4 protein-coding genes and 1 pseudogene are annotated in these 2811 nt (G+C 43.9%); all 5 read right to left on the bottom strand.

Annotated features, from left to right (window positions below; all coding sequences use genetic code 11):
• A partial coding sequence (locus tag WG929_RS20800) for a hypothetical protein (protein WP_416207597.1) occupies positions 1-253 on the bottom strand: 253 nt, incomplete at its 3' end.
• Positions 254-427: 174 nt separating this feature from the next.
• On the bottom strand, positions 428-904 hold the full coding sequence (locus WG929_RS20795; RefSeq protein ID WP_416207596.1) for a hypothetical protein: 477 nt from the start codon (positions 902-904) through the stop codon (positions 428-430).
• Positions 905-1180: 276 nt separating this feature from the next.
• Positions 1181-1663 carry a hypothetical protein gene (locus WG929_RS20790; RefSeq protein ID WP_416207595.1) on the bottom strand — a complete coding sequence of 161 codons (483 nt, stop codon included), beginning with the start codon at positions 1661-1663 and terminating at the stop codon, positions 1181-1183.
• On the bottom strand, positions 1632-2069 hold the full coding sequence (locus WG929_RS20785) for a DUF5381 family protein (protein WP_416207594.1): 438 nt from the start codon (positions 2067-2069) through the stop codon (positions 1632-1634). Before WG929_RS20785 ends, WG929_RS20790 begins: the two co-directional genes overlap by 32 nt.
• A pseudogene (locus WG929_RS20780) lies at positions 2066-2811 on the bottom strand (transglutaminase-like domain-containing protein); the annotation flags it as partial. The gene WG929_RS20785 and the pseudogene WG929_RS20780, both read right to left, overlap by 4 nt.

Here is a 2811-nt window from a genome sequence, read left to right as displayed (position 1 = left end):
CGTTAAGGTGAATCAGGTATCCCGGTAGCGTATCGGGAATATCCGCAGGATCGATATTGTCGTTTTCATCTGGCTGCGGCAGATAGCTGGCGATGGTTTCAGCATCGGCATCCGTTGCAGGTGCAAACGAGAGCGCCAGCTTTTTACCGGCCAGTTCAACCGTTGGCTTGTTGATCGTCAACATCGTACTACCCATCTGGCCATACAGGCTGGTACCCAATGAGTATTTGAATTTCCAGAATACCACTATCATGGCTGTCCCGTTTATCCCTTTGTCCTGTCGCGCAGAACGGCGTCGTTTATCCAGAAAAATGAAATCACCAACACCTACCAGCGCCTCAGCAAGCTGTACACCGACACCAGCCTCTACGTGATGCCGGTTCCAACCTACACTGGTGGTTTTATGACGCTGTCCTGGGCCCTACAGTCACCCTCCACGCATTAATGATGCCAGAAAAAACAGAGGAACAGGCAGCAAGAGAGCTCCCAATGATAAATTTTTAATTCGACGATAATCAGTTTCATTTAAGCTGCCGGAGTCAGGCATGAATTTCAGATCTCCCCAGCGATGATCCCAAAACCAAACTCCTTCTTTATCAAACAGAAATATACATGCTCCCAACATGGAAAAAGATAAAGATACCTCATTGAGATAATCCCACCCTGTTATCATCAGCAATGGGTAGAGAAAAGACAAAGCAACAGAAATGAAATCAATTATCCTGCTTTTTTCATTTGTCTTTACATACCTTGGATATGAATAAACCCTGACAGAAAAAATAAACATTAAAGCTAACAACGCCCCACCTGACACCAACCCAAACTTACGGAGAAGATTGGGTTCATCAATAAACCACCAGTAAAGTGCAAGTGAATAGAGCAACCAAGTAGAAACCCTGATCATATAAAACCCAACATAAATGCAAAAACATCTGCAAACACAATCATTGCTACTACTTCAAAATTCACAGCATACAAAAAAACCAAGGACAACGCTAATGCGGCTACTATATTATTTCGTTTGAACTGGTCGTAATTTTTTGCAGATCCCAAAGAATTCTGCCAAAAGTAAAAATTAATACTTAACCATGCTATTGAAGCGAATAGAATAAATGATGGGGCCGCAATAAACGCTAGCGCTGCAGAACTAATAAAAAACATAAAACTAACGCAAATTCAACTAGCGTCCCCCATTCTCCCCACCGCCAATCAAATACCCACCTGCCCCGGTTTCCGGGTCCAGTACGATATAACCCACCTGACTGCTACCGTAAAAGTTCACGGGTTGTTCATGATCGGTGACTTCCATTCCAGCATAAACCGAGTTACGAATATCGCTTTCAACGGCTGAAGGTAAGTTAATCGCGGCCAGTGCTGTAGAAAGGTTGGCTTGAGTGATCGTCCAGATTTTCTGACCTTCAGCAGCAGCAAGCTGAAGGGCTTTGACGGCACTGATGCCATGAGCAGGGTTGTCTTCCGTCGAGAACATTTGCTCGGGCACCAGGTGTTCCATGGAGGAGAGGCGACCACGCTCCTGAGCGACATCCCAACGAATGAACATTCCCACGTGGAACGTGGAGATTACCACCAATATAGATACAACACTCAGATCAAAAAAACTCACTAAAAGCTTATAAAGCCTTTCTATCCCGATAATACTCAACCACTTTATCAAGCTGAGTATCACTAAGATATTTATAAGGGACTGAGTACTCTGTTCCATCTTTGAAATTGAAAACCAGCAATTTATTATGAAAGGTTTCTAGGTTATGTTCAAATGAAACACTCTGGATATCATGACTCTTAAAGTTAAATTGTTTTGACTTCCCTTGACAGTAATGCAAATCACCATTCACAACTCTAATCACTTCAGGAGTCATTGATACCTTTACAGCAATTAAACCTGCGGCAAGCAATGCAAGTAAACCAAACGAAGCCCCTGCCAAAGGAAAAATACCAACCAGAGATAGAATTGTCAAAACTGAGAAAAAAGCACACAGCCCCCATTCAAACAGACAGTCACTAAATGAATACCTGATTGATTGAACCTCGAATTCAGGCACAGTCATCCTCGACATCCTCTTGCAAGTACTGAACTTATATATAAACCTGCTGCATGCATCATAATCGCAATTCCTATAGAAACAAGAAATCCAGCAATTCCAAAAACAGGATTGGATAGTATTAGAGCAAGAATAGCCATAGCACTTGAAATAAATGCAATGGCAGCAGATGCTGCAGTATTTCCACATGCTAATCCAAACGAAATAACTGAAGCGATAATATTAAAATAACCAGATACAATCCCTACAGGCCCTGATGAGGCCAATAGAAGTGATTTAAAGGCATCTGCAATACCAATCGTTAAAGTAGCCCAAGTCATAGCATCAAAAAAGGATGTGTCAATATAACCCCCATTCTCCCCACCGCCAATCAAATACCCACCGGCCCCGGTTTCCGGGTCCAGTACAATATATCCCACCTGACTGGTGCCGTAAAAGTTCACGGGTTGTTCATGAGCGGTGACTTCCATTCCAGCATAAACCGAGTTGCGAATATCGCTTTCAACGGCGGAAGGTAAGTTAATCGCGGCCAGTGCTGTAGAAAGATTGGCTTGAGTAATGGTCCAGATTTTCTGTCCTTCGGCAGCCGCAATCTGAATGGCCTTGACTGCGCTAATACCGTGAGCAGGGTTGTCTTCCGTTGAGAACATTTGCTCGGGCACCAGGTGTTCCATGGCGGAGAGGCGAGCGCCACTGGCCCGGTTGTAGGCAATCCACAAATCCGTGTCGTTGCTTTCGTGTACCAGCA

It is taken from the genome of Oceanobacter antarcticus, assembly GCF_044962685.1.
Taxonomy (GTDB): Bacteria; Pseudomonadota; Gammaproteobacteria; order Pseudomonadales; family Oceanobacteraceae; genus Oceanobacter; species Oceanobacter antarcticus.
This window is presented reverse-complemented; position numbering and strand designations above follow the sequence as displayed.